This window comes from Arhodomonas sp. KWT2 (assembly GCF_041949875.1).
Taxonomy (GTDB): domain Bacteria; phylum Pseudomonadota; class Gammaproteobacteria; order Nitrococcales; family Nitrococcaceae; genus Arhodomonas; species Arhodomonas aquaeolei.
The window spans coordinates 1-16,317 of sequence record NZ_JBHFPQ010000030.1 but is presented as its reverse complement, the minus strand read 5'-3'; the positions used below and the strand labels follow the sequence as shown (position 1 = coordinate 16,317).

16 protein-coding genes are annotated in these 16,317 nt (G+C 67.8%); 11 read left to right on the top strand and 5 right to left on the bottom strand.

Translation table 11 applies throughout. The annotated features are described in order from the left end of the window. The first annotated feature begins 15 nt into the window (after positions 1-15). From ACEZHJ_RS03595 to ACEZHJ_RS03585, 3 genes are read left to right on the top strand one after another with little or no spacing between them, the layout of a single operon-like run. Positions 16-702, top strand: a complete 687-nt coding sequence (locus ACEZHJ_RS03595) for a hypothetical protein (RefSeq protein ID WP_018719232.1) — start codon at positions 16-18, stop codon at positions 700-702. Between the two features lie 5 nt (positions 703-707). Further along, positions 708-1,412, top strand: a complete 705-nt coding sequence (locus tag ACEZHJ_RS03590; RefSeq protein WP_018719233.1) for a hypothetical protein — start codon at positions 708-710, stop codon at positions 1,410-1,412. 4 nt (positions 1,413-1,416) lie between these two features. Beyond that, a complete protein-coding gene (locus tag ACEZHJ_RS03585; protein WP_018719234.1) occupies positions 1,417-3,246 on the top strand; it encodes a V-type ATP synthase subunit A in 1,830 nt (609 codons plus the stop codon). 16 nt (positions 3,247-3,262) lie between these two features. Here the strand turns inward: ACEZHJ_RS03585 and ACEZHJ_RS03580 are convergent, their stop codons facing one another. The 3 genes from ACEZHJ_RS03580 to ACEZHJ_RS03570 all read right to left on the bottom strand — a co-directional run bounded on the left by ACEZHJ_RS03580 (position 3,263) and on the right by ACEZHJ_RS03570 (position 6,670). After that, the gene (locus ACEZHJ_RS03580; RefSeq protein WP_163138689.1) at positions 3,263-4,162 is read right to left on the bottom strand and encodes an SDR family oxidoreductase; all 900 of its coding nucleotides are present in this window, start codon (positions 4,160-4,162) and stop codon (positions 3,263-3,265) included. A 96-nt stretch (positions 4,163-4,258) separates the two neighbouring features. Beyond that, on the bottom strand, positions 4,259-5,038 hold the full coding sequence (locus ACEZHJ_RS03575; protein WP_026321221.1) for an acetoin reductase: 780 nt from the start codon (positions 5,036-5,038) through the stop codon (positions 4,259-4,261). A gap of 303 nt (positions 5,039-5,341) precedes the next feature. After that, positions 5,342-6,670, bottom strand: coding sequence for an MFS transporter (locus ACEZHJ_RS03570; protein ID WP_026321222.1), 1,329 nt, complete (start codon positions 6,668-6,670; stop codon positions 5,342-5,344). Positions 6,671-6,921: 251 nt separating this feature from the next. Between ACEZHJ_RS03570 and cyoA the strand changes: the two genes are divergently transcribed. From cyoA to ACEZHJ_RS03545, 5 genes are read left to right on the top strand one after another with little or no spacing between them, the layout of a single operon-like run. Continuing rightward, on the top strand, positions 6,922-7,875 hold the full coding sequence (gene cyoA, locus ACEZHJ_RS03565) for a ubiquinol oxidase subunit II (protein ID WP_240466324.1): 954 nt from the start codon (positions 6,922-6,924) through the stop codon (positions 7,873-7,875). Positions 7,876-7,895: 20 nt separating this feature from the next. Next, entirely contained in the window at positions 7,896-9,905 is a 2,010-nt protein-coding gene (gene cyoB / locus ACEZHJ_RS03560) for a cytochrome ubiquinol oxidase subunit I (RefSeq protein ID WP_375036238.1), read from the top strand. Then, the gene (gene cyoC / locus ACEZHJ_RS03555; protein ID WP_375036237.1) at positions 9,902-10,531 is read left to right on the top strand and encodes a cytochrome (ubi)quinol oxidase subunit III; all 630 of its coding nucleotides are present in this window, start codon (positions 9,902-9,904) and stop codon (positions 10,529-10,531) included. Before cyoB ends, cyoC begins: the two co-directional genes overlap by 4 nt. Next, positions 10,528-10,941, top strand: coding sequence for a cytochrome o ubiquinol oxidase subunit IV (gene cyoD, locus ACEZHJ_RS03550; RefSeq protein WP_018719241.1), 414 nt, complete (start codon positions 10,528-10,530; stop codon positions 10,939-10,941). The genes cyoC and cyoD overlap by 4 nt, the downstream gene beginning before the upstream one ends. Continuing rightward, the gene (locus tag ACEZHJ_RS03545) at positions 10,938-11,708 is read left to right on the top strand and encodes an SURF1 family protein (RefSeq protein ID WP_018719242.1); all 771 of its coding nucleotides are present in this window, start codon (positions 10,938-10,940) and stop codon (positions 11,706-11,708) included. The genes cyoD and ACEZHJ_RS03545 overlap by 4 nt, the downstream gene beginning before the upstream one ends. Positions 11,709-11,761: 53 nt before the next feature. Here the strand turns inward: ACEZHJ_RS03545 and ACEZHJ_RS03540 are convergent, their stop codons facing one another. Then, positions 11,762-12,412, bottom strand: a complete 651-nt coding sequence (locus ACEZHJ_RS03540) for a glutathione S-transferase family protein (RefSeq protein WP_375036236.1) — start codon at positions 12,410-12,412, stop codon at positions 11,762-11,764. A gap of 617 nt (positions 12,413-13,029) precedes the next feature. On the opposite strand from ACEZHJ_RS03540, the gene ACEZHJ_RS03535 reads away from it, so the two are divergent. The 3 genes from ACEZHJ_RS03535 (at position 13,030) to ACEZHJ_RS03525 (ending at position 15,348) form a co-directional block, all read left to right on the top strand. Further along, on the top strand, positions 13,030-14,325 hold the full coding sequence (locus ACEZHJ_RS03535; protein WP_375036235.1) for an ATP-binding protein: 1,296 nt from the start codon (positions 13,030-13,032) through the stop codon (positions 14,323-14,325). After that, complete coding sequence (locus ACEZHJ_RS03530) at positions 14,312-14,848, top strand: response regulator transcription factor (protein ID WP_018719245.1); 537 nt, start codon at positions 14,312-14,314, stop codon at positions 14,846-14,848. Before ACEZHJ_RS03535 ends, ACEZHJ_RS03530 begins: the two co-directional genes overlap by 14 nt. Before the next feature lie 233 nt (positions 14,849-15,081). Beyond that, the gene (locus ACEZHJ_RS03525; RefSeq protein ID WP_163141253.1) at positions 15,082-15,348 is read left to right on the top strand and encodes a PAAR domain-containing protein; all 267 of its coding nucleotides are present in this window, start codon (positions 15,082-15,084) and stop codon (positions 15,346-15,348) included. Positions 15,349-15,673: 325 nt separating this feature from the next. Here the strand turns inward: ACEZHJ_RS03525 and ACEZHJ_RS03520 are convergent. Continuing rightward, positions 15,674-16,317: tetratricopeptide repeat protein (locus tag ACEZHJ_RS03520; RefSeq protein WP_375036234.1), on the bottom strand; the 644-nt coding region annotated here is incomplete at its 5' end.

The following is a 16,317-nucleotide window of genomic DNA, read 5'->3' as shown; positions in this document are numbered from 1 at the left end:
GGACAGGGGCCGCGTATGAACGAGCACGACACCACCGGACCGTCCTCGGGCGTGGAGGCGCTGATCGAGCGCCTGCGCGAGGAGGGTGTGGAGGCCGGCCGCGAGGAGGCCCGGCGTATCGTCGCCGATGCCGAGAGCCGGGCGAGCTGGATGATCGAACAGGCCGAGGAGGACGCCGAGCGGTTGCGCGCCCAGGCCCGGGAGGAGGCGCAGCGTCTGGAGGCCTCGGCCCGCGAGGCTATCCGCGTGGCCGCGCGGGACAGCGTCCTGGAGATGCAGACCACCCTCACCCATCGCTTCCGCGAGCACCTGCGCTGGCTGGTACGCGACGCCCTCTCGGACGAGGCCTTCCTCCAGCGCCTGATCCTGGAGCTGGCCGCCCGCCAGCGCAGTGACACGCCGCTGGAGGCGGACGGGCACACCGAGATCCTGCTCCCGCGGGACGTGCTGGGGCTCGAGGAACTGCGCCGACACCCGGAGGCCCTGCGCGAGGGCAGCCTCGCCCATTTCGTGGTCGCCCAGGCGCGCGACGTCCTGCGTGAGGGGGTCGATTTCACCGTCGGCGAGCACGAGCACGGTCTGCGCGTGCGCCTGAACGACCACGACATGGAGCTCGACATCACCGAGGATGCGGTCGCCGCGCTGCTGCTGGAGCACCTCCAGCCCCGCTTCCGCGCGATGCTCGAAGGCATCGTGAAATAGCCGCCATGAGCAAGCGCCACGAGTACGTCATGCTGCTGGCGAGCCTGCCGGCCCTGCCGGGGCAGCCCTTCGGCCGGGAGACACTGGGGCTCTCACGGCTGCGCCTCGATCGCCGGCTGGGACTGCTCGGGGCTGCCCACCGCGAGAGCCTGGACACGCTGCTGGGCCTGCTGGACTGGTGCCGCCCCGCGCCGGAGCCCGCGGACACCGCCCTCGCCACCCGCGCAGACGCGGCGATGCCCCGGCTGGCGGCGCACGGCATTGCGGACCTGGCGGAGGCCCTGCTGGAGATCCGCACGGTCGTGGCCGCCCTGCGCGCCCGCCGCCGGGGCCATCAGCGACCCACGCCGGGCACGCGCTGGGGTGTGGGCCCGCGGATCGCCCACATGCGCACCCGCTGGGACGAGCCGCTGCTCGGGGTGGGCGCGGTCTTCCCCTGGCTCGCCGAGGCCCGCGCGCACCTGGAGGGCGATCGCCCCCTGGCGCTGGAGCGGCTGCTGATGACCGTGGAGTGGCGGCTGCTGGATGGCGCCCGCCGGGCGGGGAGGTTCGACTTCCGCGCGGTCACCGTCTACGTGCTGCGCTGGCGGATCGCCGCCGCGTGGCGCCGCTACAACGCCGAGGCCGCCGAGCAGCGGCTTCGCGCCGGGGTGCACCACGGCCTCGGCGGATTCCGGAACCTCTTCGCCCACCAGGACACCGCGGAGTGAACCCATGAGCGCCGCCCCCGACCGCCCCGCCGTCGACTGCACCGTCGTCGCCGTACAGGACGACATCGTCGTCATCGAGGCCGACGAGCGCGCCCCCGGCCTGATGAAGAACGAGGTGGTGCTCATCCGGCCCGACGGCGGCGACAGCGACGAGCAGCTCACCGGGGAGGTCCTGCGGGTGCGCGGCCACCGCGCCGACGTGCAGGTCTTCGAGGATACCGGCGGCGTGGCCGTGGGCGACCCGGTGACCCAGACCGGCGAGATGCTCTCGGTCACCCTCGGCCCGGGGCTGCTGGGGCAGGTCTACGACGGCCTGCAGAACCCGCTGGAGCAGCTCGCGCTGGAATCGGGCTTCTTCCTGCCCCGGGGCCGGCAGATGCCGGCACTGGCCGCCGGGGCCCAGTGGTCGTTCTCGCCGACGGTACGCATGGGAGCCACCGTTCAGCCCGGCGACACCCTGGGCACGGTCCAGGAGGGCCGCTTCACCCACCGAATCATGGTGCCCTTCGACCTCACCGGGGCGCTGACCGTGGACTGGATACAGGAGGGCAGCTTCACCGTGGACGTGCCCGTGGCCCGGCTGGTCTCCGCCTCGGGGGCGGAGCACGCGGTTACCCTCGCCGGGCGCTGGCCGGTGCGCACACCGCTGCCCCGCCGCCTGCTGCGCGAGCACCGCAGCGAACGGCTCTACCCGGAGCGGCCGATGACCACCACGATCCGCGTCATCGACACGTTCTTCCCCATCGCCACCGGCGGTACCGCCTGCATCCCCGGCCCCTTCGGCGCCGGCAAGACGGTGCTCCAGAACCTCATCGCCCGCTACTCGACGGTGGACATCGTGATCATCGTCGCCTGCGGCGAGCGCGCCGGCGAGGTGGTGGAGACGATCACGGAGTTCCCGCGGCTCAGCGACCCGGTCACCGGCGGCTCGCTGATGGACCGCACGGTCATCATCTGCAACACCTCGTCCATGCCGGTCGCCGCGCGGGAGGCCTCCATCTACACCGGCATCACCATCGGCGAGTACTACCGCCAGATGGGCCTGGACGTGCTGCTCATCGCCGACTCCACCTCCCGCTGGGCCCAGGCCATGCGCGAGACCTCCGGGCGCATGGAGGAGATCCCCGGCGAGGAGGCCTACCCGGCCTATCTCGACTCGGCCATCCGCAGCGTCTACGAACGTGCGGGGGTGATCCGCAACGGTGCCGGCGACACCGGCAGCCTGACCATGATCGGCACCGTCTCACCGGCCGGCGGCAACTTCGAGGAACCGGTCACCCAGGCGACCCTGAACACGGTGAAGGCGTTTCTGGGGCTGTCCGCGGATCGCGCGTACAAGCGCTTCTACCCCGCGGTGGACCCGCTGCTGTCGTGGTCGCGCTACCGCGACGAGCTCGCGGCGCACATCGCCGCGACCTTCGGGCAGGAGTGGCCGGGGCGTATCGACGAGCTGCTCCAGCTCCTCCACGACGGCGACGACGTCGCCCAGATGATGCAGGTCACCGGCGAGGAGGGCATAACCACCGGGGATTTCATCACCTACCAGAAGGCGGCGTTCCTGGACCTGGTGTATCTCCAGCAGGACGCCTTCGACGAGGTCGACGTCTCGACCCCGCCGGAGCGCCAGCGGCGCAGCCTTGCGCTGGTCTACCGCCTGGTCGCCGCGGACTACGCGCTGGAGGACAAGGAGCGCATCCGCACCTACTTCACCAACCTCGCCACAGCGATGAAGAACCTCAACTACGCGACGCTGGACTCCGGGGAATACCGCCGGCACCTGGAGGAGATCCGCCGTCTGGCCGGGGAGGCGGGCGTCGGGATCGAGGCCGCCTGACCGCCGGCCACCCCGGCTATCGGCCGTTAAGGGCGTCCCGGCGGGCCTGGCGCCGCCCCTCCTCGAGCCGCTCCTGGTCCGGATCGACGGGGTCATCGGTAAAGGCCGCCGTCAGCTCGGCGCAGGAGGCCTCCACGTCCGGCCGCACCTCCGGATGGGTGAAGATGTAGAACGCCTCCCGCTCGATGCCGGCACGGACCCGCGCAGCGGCGACCGCCGGGTCCATGCCCTGGGGCAGTACCCGGCGGAAGAGCTCGCCGCCCTGCGCCCGCACCGCCCTGGTCCGCTCGTCCACGATGCCCTGGAAACGGGCCTGGCGGTGATCCTCGCTCTCGTAGAGCCGCGTCGCCACGGTCCCCGGGCACACCAGCGAGACGGCGATCCCGTAAGGTGCCACGTCACAGCGCAGGGCATCGGAGAAACCGCGGATCGCGAACTTGCTCGCCGCGTACACACCCGCCCCGGGGCCGGCGGCGATACCGGCGATAGAGGACGTGTTGACGATGTGCGCGACCCCGCCGTGGGCCTTCATGCGCGGCAGCAGGGTGAGCACCCCGTTGACGGTGCCGCCGTAGTTCACGCCCATGACCCACTCGAAGTCCTCGGCCGTGGCGTCTTTGACGTCGCGTATGACATTCACGCCGGCGTTGTTGTAGAGCAGATGGATCGGCCCGAACGCGGCCTCGGCCTCGTCCACCGCCGCCGCCCAGCCGTCGCGGTCGGTGACGTCCAGCTCGATCAGCCGCACCCGCGGGCCCGCCGCCTCGAAATGCGCGCGGGCCTCGTCCAGGTGTGCCCGGCTGAGGTCCGCGACGGCCACGTTCATCCCCGCGTCGAGCAGCGTCCGCGCCACCGCCAGCCCGATGCCGGCGCCGCCGCCAGTGACGAACGCCGTCCTGCCCGATTCGATCTGCATCCCGCCTCCGTGTGTTCGTCCCTGCCACCGGGTTTCCCCGGCCCCTGCTCCGCCATGCCGCCCTGTCGGCTCGGCCCGGCAGGGCGGCGTGCCGGCTCAGCGGTAGACGATACCGCCGTCGATCATCAGGGCCTGCCCGGTCATGTAGTCCGAGTCCGGCCCGGCGAGGTAGGAGACGAGGGACGCAACGTCGTCCGGCGTCTCCGCACGGCCCAGGGCGATACCGCCGACGTACTTGTCGTAGGTCTCGCCCTTCTTCGCGCCGGTGAGCTCGGCGAAGCGCTCGTCGATCTCCACCCACATGTCGGTGCCGACGATGCCGGGGCAGTAGGCGTTCACGGTGATGCCGTCGCTCGCCAGCTCCTTCGCCGCCGCCTGGGTCAGCGCGCGCACGGCGAACTTCGTGGACGAGTAGACGCCGAGCATGGCGAAGCCGTCGTGGCCGGCGATGGAACTGGCGTTGATGATCTTGCCCTTCCGGCCCCGTTCCCGGAAACGTCTGGCGGCCGCCTGGATGCCCCAGAGCACGCCCTCGACATTGATCCGGTGGATCCGCTCGACCTCCTCCGGCGTGACCGAGACGATCGGATTCACCTGGGCGATGCCGGCGTTGTTGACCATGACGTCGAAGCCCCCGAGCGCCTCCTCGGCGTGGTCGACCGCGGCGTAGACGGCATCGCGGTCACCGACGTCCGCCGCGAACGTGGTGGTCTTCGCACCCAGCGCCTCGACCTCTCGGGCCGCGCCGGCGAGCTTGTCCTCCTTGAGATCCACCAGCGCGATACTGAAGCCGTCCTTCGCCAGACGCTTCGCGATGCCCAGACCGATGCCCTGCGCGGCACCCGTCACCAAAGCGACCTTACCTTCAACGGACATAACAGCGCTCCTCAGAATGGAGGGAATGACTGAATGGATAGCGTGCTAATTGATGGGCGGCGGTGCGCGGCAATCGTTCACAAACCCGACGTGCCGGCGTGACGATGCAGCCCGGGGCCGACCACGCGCCTGCTACTGTGAATGCTGATGCCGCACGGGAGATTGACCGTGGTCAACGGCACGGCAACGGAGCCGGACTCACCCGCGGCGAAGGAGACGACGGTTACACGCCCCGCCAGGGGGCGCGGACCGACGCATGACAGGTCGTGGCAGTGACGCCGGGCCGATGACGTCCGGATGGCCTCAGTCGTTCGGCAGGCCGACGGTGCGGCTGGCCCACAGCGCACCGAGGGTGCCGACGGCGCCGGAGAGCAGGTACAGGCCGACGTAGCCCACACCGAGATAGACGGTGAGTGCCAGCGCCACCAGTGGCGCGAAACCGGCGCCGAACAGCCAGCCCAGATCGGAGGTGATCATCGCCCCGCTGTAGCGGAACTCGGCCTGGAACGTGGAGCTGACCGCGCCGGCCGCCTGGGCGTGCGAGAACCCCAGCAGGGCGAACCCGATCAGTATGAACAGGTAGCCCTCCATGGTCCCGCCGGCGAGCAGCAGCGGCGTCCAGCCGCTGTACACCGCGATCAGCACCGCGAAGATACCCAGGGTCGCGCGGCGGCCGATGCGATCCGCGATGACCCCGGAGAGCAGCATGCACGGTATCGAGATCGCCGCCCCCAGGATCTGCACCAGCAGATAGTCGGCCCCCGTGTGGCCGTTGAACAGCAGCGCCCAGGACAGGGCGAAGATGGTCACCAGGTGGAACAGGGCGTAGCTGCCCAGGGGGGCGAACGCGCCGAGGCCGATGTTGCGGCCCTGGGTGCGCACGAGCTCGCCGACCGGCGAGGGCTCCAGCTCCCGGGTCCTGAGCAGGCTGGCGAACTGCGGCGTCACCACCAGGCGCAGACGTGCGAACAGCGCCACCACGTTGATGGCGAAGGCCACGTAGAACGGGTAACGCCAGCCCCACTCCAGGAAATCCGTGTCCGACAGGCTCATCTGCAGGTAGGCGAACAGCGCCGCCGCCACGATGAAGCCGATGGGGGCCCCGAGCTGCGGGATCATCTGGAACCAGCCCCGCCGGTTGCTGGGTGCGTTCATGGCGAGCAGCGACGGCAGCCCGTCCCAGCTACCGCCGGTGGCCATTCCCTGGAGCAGCCGAAGGACCGCCAGAAGCACGATCGATGACGCCCCGATCGCGCCGTAATCGGGGACGAAGGCGATCCCGGCGGTGGTCGTGCCCAGCATGAACAGCGCCACGGTCAGCTTGGCGCCGCGGCCGTACCAGTCGTGCAGCCGCATGAACAGCACCGAGCCCAGCGGCCGGCCGATGAACGCCAGCGAGAAGATCGCGAACGCACAGAACATCCCGTTCACATGGTCGGTGAAGGGGAAAAACGCCGCCGGGAAGACCAGCACGCAGGCGATCCCGAAGACGAAGAAGTCGAAGAACTCGGAGATCCGCCCGATGATCACACCGATGGCGATCTCGCCCGTCCTGACGGCGTGCGTATCGGCGGCACCGGCCGCCGGACCGCCCGGGGAAGACATGGCCGGGTTTGCGTGGGAGCTCGACATTGGTCCGTCCGAATCGTCTCTGCGCGGGTGTCACCGCCGTGCCCGACGCCCTTGGCGGGCGCGGGCCGTGCGTCCATCACACCGCCGACCGGGCGCTGCGTAGGCGCGATTGGGGCGGTGTTTCCATGAGATCGATCAAGCCTTGCACGGGTACCGGGCCGAAACCATAGGACAAATTGTCCAATCGCCATCCCCGGCGCTCGCCGGTAGCCTCCCTTTCACGATTGAACCATTCCAACTTCGATGCACGCATGCTGAAACCGCTCCGCATCCCGTTACTCGCCCTCCTCCTCGTGAGCCTGGGCGGCTGTCAGATGGTGGTGCTCGATCCCGCCGGCCAGGTGGCCATGGGCGAGCGCAACCTGCTGATCGCCTCCACCGTGCTCATGCTGCTGATCATCGTACCGGTGATGGTGCTGACCGCGGTCATCGCCTACCGCTACCGCCATTCCAACCGGGAGGCGGACTACCAGCCTGACTGGGAGCACTCCATCACCCTGGAGCTGGTGATCTGGTCGGCGCCGCTGCTGATCATCATCGCCCTGGGGGCGCTGACCTGGATCGGCACGCACAAGCTCGACCCGTACCGCCCGGTGGAGCAGACCGCGGCGGCCGGGGAGACGGAGCCGCTCCACGTCCAGGTGGTCTCCATGGACTGGAAATGGCTGTTCTTCTATCCGGATTACGGGATCGCGACCGTGAATCAGCTCGCCGCCCCCGTCGACCGGCCGATCGAGTTCAGGCTGACCTCGGACACGGTCATGAACTCCTTCTACATCCCCGCCCTGGCCGGTCAGATCTACACCATGGCCGGCATGCAGACGGAGCTGAACGCGGTGATCAACGAGGTCGGCGACTACAAGGGCTTCTCCGCCAACATCAGCGGCGAGGGCTTCACCGACATGCGTTTCCGCTTCAAGGGCATGACGGACAAGGGCTTCAGGCAGTGGATCGAGAGGGTCCGTTCCCAGGGCGACGAGCTCGACCGCACCGGTTACATGGCCCTGCAGGAGCCCACCCGCGACGAGCCCGTCCACTACTACTCGGACTACGCGGATCACCTCTACCGGGACATCGTCCATCGCTGTGTCGACCCGGACACCCCCTGCACCAGGGCGACGGGGCCGGACGATGAACCTGCGGGCGCGCAGGAGGCCGCGACTGCGGTGTCCGTGGAGGCGCTCGCCCGCGCCGACGCGAAGTAACGAATTCGAGAGGCAGCCCGATGGAACACGGTTCCGCGCTGATGCACGTTCTGCTCGGCAAACTCACGCTCGACGCCATCCCCTACGACGTCCCGCTGATCTTCTGGACCGGCGTGGTGGTGGCGGTGCTCACCGTCGCGGTGCTCGGCACCATTACCGCCGCCGGCTGGTGGGGCTATCTCTGGCGCGAATGGTTCACCAGCGTCGACCACAAGAAGATCGGCATCATGTACCTGGTGCTGGCGGTCATCATGCTGCTGCGCGGCTTCTCCGACGCCATCCTGATGCGTCTGCAGCAGGCCATGGCGTTCGGCGGCAACATGGGCTTCCTGCCGCCGGAGCACTACAACCAGATCTTCACCGCCCACGGCACGATCATGATCTTCTTCGTGGCCATGCCCCTGGTGGTGGGCCTGATGAACTATGTCGTGCCCATGCAGATCGGCGGGCGCGACGTCGCCTTCCCGTTCCTGAACAACTTCAGCTTCTGGATGACCGCCTCCGGGGCCATGCTGATCATGGTCTCGCTGTTCATCGGCAGCTTCTCACGCGCCGGCTGGCTGGCGATGGCGCCGCTGTCGGAGGCGGCCTACAGTCCGGGTGTGGGCGTGGACTACTACATATGGGGGCTGCAGATCGCCGGCGTCGGCACACTGCTCTCCGGCATCAACTTCGTGGTGACCATCGTGAAGATGCGTGCGCCGGGCATGACCATGATGAAGATGCCCGTGTTCACCTGGACGGCGCTGTGCACCAACATCCTCATCGTCGCCGCGTTCCCGATCCTGACCGCGACCCTCGGGCTGCTGTCGCTGGACCGCTACCTCGGCATGCATTTCTTCACCAACAGTGCCGGCGGCGAGGCGATGATGTACACCAACCTGATCTGGATCTGGGGCCACCCGGAGGTGTACATCCTGATCCTGCCGATGTTCGGGGTATTCTCCGAGGTCATCTCCACGTTCTCGGGCAAGCGGCTGTTCGGCTACTCGTCCATGGTCTACGCGACCGCGGCCATCACCCTGCTCTCGTACCTGGTGTGGCTGCACCACTTCTTCACCATGGGCTCGGGGGCGGACGTGAACTCGTTCTTCGCGATCACGACCATGATCATCTCCATCCCCACGGGCGTGAAGATCTTCAACTGGCTGTTCACCATGTACCGGGGGCGCATCCGCTTCGAGGTGCCCATGCTGTGGTCGCTCGCCTTCCTGTTCACCTTCGTGATCGGCGGCATGACCGGCGTCATGCTCTCGGTGGCACCGGCGGACTTCGTGCTCCACAACAGCCTGTTCCTGGTGGCACACTTCCACAACGTGATCATCGGCGGCGTGGTGTTCGGCGCCTTCGCCGGGATGAACTTCTGGTTCCCCAAGGCGTTCGGATTCCGTCTCGACCCGTTCTGGGGCAAGGTCTCGTTCTGGTGCTGGCTGGTGGGCTACTGGGTCGCGTTCACGCCGCTCTACGTCATGGGCCTGATGGGCGTGACGCGGCGGCTCAGCCACTTCACCGACCCGAGCCTGCAGATCTGGTTCGAGATCGCCGGCGTCGGCGCCGCGATCATCCTGGTGGGCATTGCCGCCTTCCTGGTGCAGATCGCGGTAAGCATCCGCAACCGCCACGCCCTGGCGGACACCACCGGCGACCCCTGGGACGGCCGCACGCTGGAGTGGTCCACCTCGTCGCCGCCGCCGCACTACAACTTCGCATTCACCCCGGTGGTCCACGACCGCGATGCCTGGACGGACATGAAACGGCGCGGCGCCGAGCGCCCGACGGCGGGCTTCAGCCCCATCCATATGCCGAAGAACACCGGGGCCGGCTTCGTGCTCGCGTTCCTGTCGTTCGTCTGCGGCTTCGGCCTGGTCTGGCACATCTGGTGGATGGCGGGGGCCTCCTTCCTCGCGCTGATCGCGGTCGCCATCGGCCACAGCTTCAACTATCACCGTGACTACCACATCCCCGCCGACGAGGTGCGCGACGTCGAGCAGACGTTCGCCCGGCGGGTTGCCGAGCAGGGGGCGGTATGAGCGAAACCACCGCGTCCGGCGCCGTGGGGCCCGGCGCTTCCATCTTCTACGCGACAGAGGAGCCGCATCCGGATAACGGCACGCTACTCGGGTTCTGGATCTACCTGATGAGCGACTGCCTGATCTTCGCGGTGCTGTTCGCCTGCTACGCGGTATACGGCGGGAGCTACGCCGGCGGCCCGACCCCCGGGGAGGTCTTCGACCTCCACGGGCTCGCGCTGAACACGGCGATCCTGCTGTTCTCCTCGATCACCTATGGTTTCGCCATGCTCGAGATGGCCCAGCGCCGGCGCACCCGCACCCTCGCCTGGCTCGCCGTCGCCGGGCTGTTTGCCGTGGCCTTCGTCGGCTTCGAGGTCAACGAGTTCGCGCACATGATCGCCGAGGGCGCCGGCCCGTGGCGCAGCGCGTTCCTCTCCTCGTTCTTCGCCCTGGTGGCGACCCACGGCCTGCACGTCACCTCCGGCATCATCTGGCTGGCAACGCTGATGATCCAGGTCGGCCGGTACGGCCTGACCGCGGAGAACGAGCGGCGGCTGTCCTGCCTGAGCATGTTCTGGCACTTCCTGGACCTAGTCTGGGTCGGTGTCTTCAGTTTCGTCTACCTCGTGGGGGTTCTGCGATGAGCGGCGCACCCGAAGATCAGGGCTATCAGTCCGATCCCCGTTACCTGCACAGCCACGAGGGCACGCCCGAGCCGGAGCACGGCACGCTCAGGGGCTACCTGACCGGCTTCGTGCTGGCCGCGATCCTCACGGTGATCCCGTTCTGGCTGGTCATGGGCGACGTGCTCGACAGCGCAGCGGTCACCACGCTACTGGTGCTCGGCCTGGGCGCGGTGCAGATCGTCGTGCACATGGTGTACTTCCTGCACATGAACTCCCGCTCCGAGGGCGGCTGGAACCTGATGGCCATGCTGTTCACCCTGATCATCGTCGGCGTGACCCTCGCCGGGGCGCTATGGGTGATGCACAACATGAACGCCAACATGATGCACCTGCCGCCGATGGGCGCGGAGGAGATGCTGCACCGGTGACCGGGCCGCGCGGCGGCCGGCCCGCGCGCGGTGCCCGGGTATCGGCCGCATGGGTGATCGTGGCGGTGGGGCTGTTCGCCGGCTTCGCCGCACTCGGGACCTGGCAGCTCCAGCGCCTGGCCTGGAAGCGGCACCTGATCGCCGCCGTGGAGGCCCGCACGGACGCCCCGGCGGTCGCGGCGCCCGGTCCGGCGCAGTGGGAGGGCATCGGCTCGGGGGACGCGCGCTACCGCCATGTGCGCGTCACCGGGCACTACCTCCACGACGCCGAGACCCTGGTCCACGGTACCAGCCGCCTGGGTTACGGCTACTGGGTCATGACCCCGCTGCGCACCGGGCGCGGCTTCACCGTGCTGGTGAACCGGGGCCACATCCCCGAATCGCTGCCCGGCACCCCGGCATTCCGCACCATGCCAAGACCAGAGGGTCGAGTGACGGTCGGCGGTCTGCTTCGGCTGTCGAAACCCGGCGGCGATGTCTTCCGCGCCAACGCCCCGGCGAAAGGCGCATGGTACTCCCGGGACGTCGCCGCCATTGCCACCGCCGCGGGGCTGCCCGCCGACCGGGTCGCGCCCTACTTCATCGACGCCGGTGAACGGCCCGGCCCGCAGGGCTGGCCCGCCGGCGGGCTCACGGTCGTCGACTTCCCCAATCACCACCTGAGCTATGCCATCACCTGGTATGCGATGGCCCTCGCGGCCCCCGCCGCGGTGCTGCTGGCCTTGCGCCGCCGGCACCCGCAGGAAAAGGAGTGGCCGAACACGTAGTCAATGTGCGGTACCGCCCGCGCACCGCTGCCCCACCGCCAGGCGGCCCCGCGTCAGCCGCGTACGCCACCGGGACGGCAGTCCGGATGCAGGCTGGCGGCAGCGGAAGGCCGTGCCGAGACGCGGGCGAACCAGGGTGCGATGTTGGCCAGGGCGCGGTCGAATGGCTGGCCAACGGAATCGCCGAAGTCCAGCCAGACGTACAGCCAGATATCGGCGATGGTGAACCGGTCGCCGACGAGGAAAGTGCGCCCGTCGAGCATGCCGTCCAGCCAGGCGATCCGGTCCCGGGCGACGCGTTTCAGGCCGTCGGCGGCAGCGGGCTCGACCGGAATCCGGTCACGAAAGCGCGCCAGCCCTTCGGCATAGTGGTAGGCATTGTGGATGTTCTCGGTGATGTTGAGCTCGACACGCCGTTGCCACTGGCGCGTCTCGGCACGCTGGCCGGCCGTCGCACCGATCAGCGCCGGGTCGGGATGCAGCTCTTCCAGATATTCCATGATCGCCACCGACTCGGCGATGCAGGTGCCGCCGTCCAGCAGCAGTGCCGGGGTCTGCCCGGCCGGGTTGTGCGCGAGATACGGTGGCCGGCGGTTCTCGCCGGCAAACACGTCCACCTGCCGCATCGGCAGGGCGAGATTCTTCTCCGCCACGTACATGCGCACCGTGCGCGGGGCGGGACTGAGTGCGTCGAGAAGCAGCATAGCGGTCAGTGGAACGGCACGGGGCCGGGCGCAGAGCGGATGAAGGAATCGTGGCCGTAGCTCCCGTCCCCCTCGCCGGCGACCGGAACGACGGCAACGCACTCAGGGCAGGGTCCGCGCACGGACCGCCGGGGACGTGGATGCAGGCCGAAGACCGGGCTGCGGGAGAGGCCGTGGATACGTGTCAGCTGGCGCATTTCACCACCACATCCGCGTTCGAAACGCCGAACGCGTCATTCACGGGGGCACGAGAGTGAACGGGCCCCGGTAAAGAGATTTCGCCCGGAGTGCGCCGCCCCGTAAATGATGTGCGTCACATGCTCTGTTTACCCGGGACCGACGGCGGCTCGCCATCAAAGGAGCGTCACCGCCGCGGTTGCAGCCAATGCCGCTATTGGTTTCCCGAACCGCGCGCGTTATTGTTATATGTCAACGCAACTGTTGCCCGACTAACGACGGGCAAGCGCCTGACGGTCCCCCGGCCTCCCCCGCGCAGCCGTGCACGGGCGAGCCAGAAGTCCCGGTCCGTCCCTCAGGCGTCTCCACTGGATTGCTCCGCTCCTGCTATGCGGATACACCCACTACCGACATTCCTGTTTCCGGGCCCCGAGGCACGGATGCCACCGAAACCCGGTGGCGACGCCTCCGGGCGCCAGAACCTGGTCCAGCTCATCGAGCTGCGCTGGATCGCGCTGCTGGGCCAGCTCCTGACCATCGCCGTCGTCGCCTACGGGTTCGGCATCCGGCTGCCGCTTCAGGCGATGAGCCTGGTGCTCCTCGCCCTGCTGCTGCTGAATCTCGCGACCACATACCGGGTCCGCGCGCTCTCGCGCATCGGCGTGGGCAATGTCGAGCTGCTGGCCGGGCTGCTCGCCGATGTCGCCGCGCTCACCGCGCTGCTGTATTTCAGTGGCGGCGTCACCAACCCGTTCATCTTCCTCTACCCACTGCAGGTCACACTCGGGGCCGTGTTGCTGGAGGGCTGGGCCCAGTGGTTCATCGTTGCCACGACCACGCTCTGCTTCGGCGGGCTGTCGCTCTGGTACGTACCCCTGGCGCTGCCCAACGGCGGCGTGGAGGAACTCTTCGAGCTCCACGTCATCGGCCTGTTCGTCTGCTTCGTCCTCGACGCCACCCTGCTCGCGGTATTCATCAGCCGCATCAACCGCAACTTCCGCCTGCGCGACCAGCGTCTGGCGGCGATGCGCCAGCGCGCCGCCGAGGAGGACAACATCGTGCGCATGGGGCTGCTCGCCTCCGGCGCCGCCCACGAGCTCGGCACCCCCATGGCGACCATGGCGGTCATCCTGGGTGACTGGCAGCGCATGGACGTCTTCCGCAACGACCCGGAGCTGAACCAGGAAGTCGGCGACATGCAGAACGAGGTCCAGCGCTGCAAGCAGATCGTGAACGGCATCCTGCGCTCCGCCGGCGAGGCCCCCGGGGAGGCATCGGCCATCACCACGGTCAGGGGGTTCCTCGACGAGACCGTGGACGAATGGCGGACCAGCCGGTCCACCAACTGCCTCGTCTACGAGCCCGGTTTCAGCAGCGAGCGGACCATCGTCTCCGATGCCGTGCTCAAGCAGGTGATCCACAACCTCCTCGACAACGCCCAGGAGGCATCCCCCGACTGGATCGGCATGACCGGCCGGATCGAGGACGACACTCTGCATATCGCCGTCCGCGACCGCGGGCCGGGGTTCACGCAGAAGACCCTCGAACAGCTGGGCACGCCCTACAACTCGAGCAAGGGGCGGCCCGGCGGCGGGCTTGGCCTGTTCCTTGTCTTCAACGTCGTACGCAAGCTGGGCGGACGGCTCAACGCGGAAAACCGGGCGGAGGGCGGCGCCGCCGTCACGCTGGCGCTCCCCCTGGCCGCAATCTCGACACCCGACCATGGCACAGACTGAACGTACTCTGACAATCGTCGAGGACGACGCCGGCTTCGCCCGGGCACTGAAGCGCTCGTTCGAGCGCCGCGACTACCGGGTTCACCTGGCGTCGGACATCGAGGAGACCCGACGTCTGCTGCAAACGACCCGCATCGGCTACGCGGTGGTGGACCTGAAGCTGGGCAACGAATCCGGGCTAGAGGCCGTGCAGGCATTCCACGAACACGACCCCGCCACGCGGATCGTGGTACTGACCGGGTTTGCGAGCATCGCCACGGCGGTCAACGCCGTCAAACTCGGCGCCTGCAACTACCTCGTCAAACCCTCGAACACTGACGACATCGAGGCCGCCTTCAGCTCGACACCGGACGACGTCTCCACCGAGGCCCCCTCACGCACCACCTCCATCAAGACACTGGAGTGGGAGCGCATCCACGAGACCCTCATGGAGACGGGCTTCAACATCTCCGAGACCGCCAGACGACTCGGCATGCACCGGCGAACGCTCGCCCGAAAGCTGGAAAAGCGCCGCGTGCGGTGAGGCGGGTGCTCGGTGACCGTCGCCACGACCCCTAATCGCGTCAGACAGCGGCGGGGCGACATCATCAAGCCACCACCCCGGGGCCCCTGCCTAAGACTGACGACACACTCCGCCTGCGCCGTCGACCAGAACGACCTTGCCGGCACACGTTCCCGGCCGCTAAATTGATGACCTGATGCGGCGCCGGGAAAGGCCGCCGCTGTCTTCCGACCGACTTGCAGGGATGCAGCCCCATGAAAGGAGTCATCGTGGTGGGCGATACCACCAGTCACGGCGGCCGCGTGATCACCGGCCAAAGTCAGTACCGTATCGACGGCAAGCCCGTTGCCTGTGTCGGGGACAAGGTCACCTGCCCGATCAAGGGACACGGGACAACCACCATCATCGAAGGCCATCCGACCATGACCGTGGGCGGCAGGCGCGTCGCCCTGCACGGACACAAAACGGCCTGCGGCGCCAGCCTCATCTCGTCGCACGGGGGATACCATTCCCACGAATAGGCTGGCGTGGCGCGACCCGGAGTCGCCATAGGACGGGACCAGCCACGCAGGGAGACCGCAGCCAGCCGGACTATTCATCACCCCGGAATCGGGCGATTGCGGCACCGCCACGGGAAAGGGGGCAGGCCCCGTCGGCACCGGTCCGGCCGCCCAGTCGAGGCGGGCGGGGTCGGGGGTCCAGGTGAACTCCACGGTCACCCCCTTGAACACCATGGCCAAAGCATCGTGCGCTTCGGCGACGCCGCGGTACGGCTCGAGCTGGCCGCGGTGCTGGCCGAAGAGGCTTCAGCCAGACCACACTCCCCAAAAGCAGCGCCTTTACGAATTACCGGTAACTTCCGTCCGGCTGGTGCTTGAGGCCACGGTAGCTCGGGAAGTAAATGTGATGCTCCTCCTGCCATTGACGGGACAAGCGGACTGCCTTGTTGATCTGTTCCTGTGTCATTTTTTTGGCTAGGCGACTCTTTCCCTCAACACCTGAAGTACCACTCAGGTCATAATACTTATATGCAAGCACCAGGCTCTTTTTTGTCCCTACTCCTTTCTCATAAAGCTCGGCCAACCACGGAAAACTGAACATCCTGTCACCATACTTGGCCTCAGCGGAACGCTTGGCCCAATAGAAAATTTTTCTTTCATCACGATCGACTCCTTGCCCCCCTCGATAGATCCTGGAAGCCGCATAGCCCGATTGGTGATCTCCAGCAGTCCCGGCTTTCTCGAACCAATACAGGGCCTTGTGTATATCTTCTGAAAAAACATCCTGCATTTTCTCCCCCCAATAAGCGCGGGCCAGCTCCCTTTGCGCACGGACATGGCCGCCTTTTTCCGATGCGACAAGCAACTCCACAGCCTTTTCATTATTTTTCTCCACGCCGTATCCGCCGTAGTACATGAGACCAAGCGTCAATGCCGCATCCGCAGCCCCTTTCTCCCATGCCTTCTTCAGAAAAGCCGCTGATCTTTCAT